This is a genomic window from Mesorhizobium sp. M7A.F.Ca.CA.002.05.1.1 (assembly GCF_003998335.1).
Classification (GTDB): Bacteria; Pseudomonadota; Alphaproteobacteria; order Rhizobiales; family Rhizobiaceae; genus Mesorhizobium.
On record NZ_RZQI01000943.1, the window covers coordinates 1 to 2,245 of the forward strand.

The 2,245-nt window shown below is 61.4% G+C and carries 6 protein-coding genes; 4 read left to right on the forward strand and 2 right to left on the reverse strand.

Features of this window, described 5'->3' with window-relative positions:
• Positions 1–396 (forward strand): LysR substrate-binding domain-containing protein (locus EN939_RS30850; RefSeq protein ID WP_245473228.1); only part of this gene is annotated, 396 nt, incomplete at its 5' end.
• Here EN939_RS30850 and EN939_RS40120 read toward each other — a convergent pair.
• Entirely contained in the window at positions 391–624 is a 234-nt protein-coding gene (locus tag EN939_RS40120; protein ID WP_372958877.1) for a hypothetical protein, read from the reverse strand. The two genes, EN939_RS30850 and EN939_RS40120, sit on opposite strands and share 6 nt — an antisense overlap.
• Here EN939_RS40120 and EN939_RS40125 point away from each other — a divergent pair.
• Positions 623–913, forward strand: coding sequence for a hypothetical protein (locus EN939_RS40125; RefSeq protein WP_419197532.1), 291 nt, complete (start codon positions 623–625; stop codon positions 911–913). The two genes, EN939_RS40120 and EN939_RS40125, sit on opposite strands and share 2 nt — an antisense overlap.
• On the opposite strand, the gene EN939_RS30860 is transcribed toward EN939_RS40125, so the two are convergent.
• Positions 910–1,278 (reverse strand): antibiotic biosynthesis monooxygenase family protein, encoded by a 369-nt coding sequence (locus EN939_RS30860; protein WP_127271415.1) that lies wholly within the window; start codon positions 1,276–1,278, stop codon positions 910–912. The genes EN939_RS40125 and EN939_RS30860 overlap by 4 nt on opposite strands.
• 95 nt (positions 1,279–1,373) lie before the next feature.
• Here EN939_RS30860 and EN939_RS30865 point away from each other — a divergent pair, with 95 nt between their 5' ends.
• Both EN939_RS30865 and EN939_RS30870 read left to right on the forward strand, forming a co-directional pair.
• Positions 1,374–1,850, forward strand: coding sequence for a MarR family winged helix-turn-helix transcriptional regulator (locus EN939_RS30865; protein ID WP_127271416.1), 477 nt, complete (start codon positions 1,374–1,376; stop codon positions 1,848–1,850).
• A 169-nt stretch (positions 1,851–2,019) separates the two neighbouring features.
• Positions 2,020–2,245: OB-fold nucleic acid binding domain-containing protein (locus EN939_RS30870; RefSeq protein WP_245473229.1), on the forward strand; the 226-nt coding region annotated here is incomplete at its 3' end.

Below are 2,245 nucleotides of genomic sequence, written 5' to 3' on the forward strand. Positions count from 1 at the left end.
GATTTGATATGCCGCGAAAGGGCGATTTGGGCAGCGGCGGCGACGCGAGCCGTCGAGGAACTCGATCCGCTGCCCGTCGCTCTGTCGAGCCCCGATTGCCTGTTTCGTTCCTGGGCAATTGAGGCGCTCAACAAGGCAGGCCGGCCATGGCGATTGGCCTATGTCAGCCCGAGCCTCTCAGCCACGGAGGCAATTGTTGAACAGGGCCTGGCGGTCACCGTGGTCAAAGGCAGCATGCTTGCGCCTGGCCTGCGCGGCGTCCATCCAGGCCGCCATGTGCCGCCGCTGCCCGGGGCGGAGATTCGTCTTCACCGGGCGGAGACCTCTTCCGCCAACGCTTTACTGGTCGTCGATCACCTTGCCCATCGCCTCCGGCTGTCGGCGCTTGGCTCATAGAGGTGATGCTTTGACGGGCCGAGCGGGCCGACGGCGGAGCCGGCCCTTCATTTTGAACCCGTCGCGCATGTTGAGGCCGAGTAGCGTGATGTTCGTCGCGCCGGCGGCCAATTCGAGCGCCTGCACGGCGTAGAAGCTGGTGTCGAACTCGCTGGCTCTCGCCTTGGATGCGAGGAAGAGTGCGGAGGGGATGAGAACCAGGAGACCATTGGCGGCTATCCATGGCATGCGCTTGATCTTCCCATGGCATGCGCTTGATCTTCGCGCCGATCAGCCCGGCCTGCCGGCCCTTGGCCGCCGCAAAGCCCGAACCTCCCGCCGCCGCCAGCGCTGGAACGAGCAACAGGAAGCTCCACGGTATGGCCATCTTGACGGCGGCTATCGCCACCTGGGAGGCAAACATCTCACTGAGGACCGTCGACAGCCAGAGGCTTGCGATCGTCAGCATCGCGACCGTCCCGGCGACTGGGTGAATGACCTTGCTCATGGCTTTCCCACCATTCTTGCAACCGTTTAAGCCAGGCAGATGCCCGGCACCGCCACCTTTTGGAACAGATGCGGAGAGGCGACGGCCGAGGACGGATAGGCCGAGAGCTTCGCCCTGAACTCGGGATGCGAGAACGCGGCCCGGAAGTCAGCCATCGTTTCCCATATGGCATAATTGAAATAGGCCGGACTTTCGCCGATTGCGCGGTGAAGCTGGGTCGAGATGAAGCCGGGTTGCTGCTTCATGAAGACCGCATCATCCTGCCATGCATGGAGGAAGGTCTGCTCGTCGGCCTTGTCGAGCGTGAAGACGTTGACCAGCACGACGGAGGTAGCATCGATCGCGATCTGGCGGTCGATCGGGAAAGCGGGGTTCAGTGGGCGCATGAGCGACATCATAAGCTCCGTTAATTGGTGTTATGGTGCCAATCTGTTACCTTGATTACATATCTATTTGACAACATAATGTCAATAGCAATATAGGATGTCATATGCCTGATGCCAAGCGAACACCTGCCGGCAATGCCTTGACCGATCTCATTCTCGACCTGTTCAGGCTCAACAGCCGAATGCTCACATCGGGTGACAGGCTGGTCGCCGACCTCGGTTTGACGAGCGCCCGCTGGCAGGTTCTCGGCGCTGTCGTGACCGCCGAACGCCCTCAGCCGGTCGCGTGGCTGGCGCGCGATCTGGGAGCCAGCCGCCAGAATGTCCAACGGATCGTCAACGACCTGCATAGGGAAGGGCTCGTCGCCTTCGAGGCCAACCCGCATCATCAGCGTGCGCAGCTTGTCGTTTTGACTGACAAGGGAAGACAGACTTTCGATGCCGCGATGCATTTGCAGGCGCCCTGGATCGAAAACCTCGCGGATGGCCTGCTGGTCGAGGACATCAACACCACGCACAGGGTCATGACGGCGCTGCGGAAAAAACTGGAAGGCAACGATGAAGCTGAAGAGCAAGCCTGACGGTTGTGGCCCTGTGGCGGTTTCCTTCACAGGCTGAGCGCCGCGCTGATCCTCGCGCTGCCTCGCTCCGGCTACCGGGCGGCGAACACCATGGACACGGAAGTCCGCTTGCCTTGACAAATCCGGCCTCCCATGCGCTTTTCGCGCAAATTTTCAGGGCCGGGCCGCGATGCCTTGGCCGGCAACTAGAGCACCCCGGACTTTACCAATGACAATGCACCGTTACCGCAGCCATACCTGTGCCCAGTTGAGGAAGAGCGACGTCGGCTCGACCGTTCGCCTGTCGGGCTGGGTGCATCGCGTGCGCGATCATGGCGGTCTGCTCTTCATCGACCTGCGCGACAATTATGGCCTGACCCAGATCGTCGCTGATCCGGATTCTCCTGCCTTCAAGG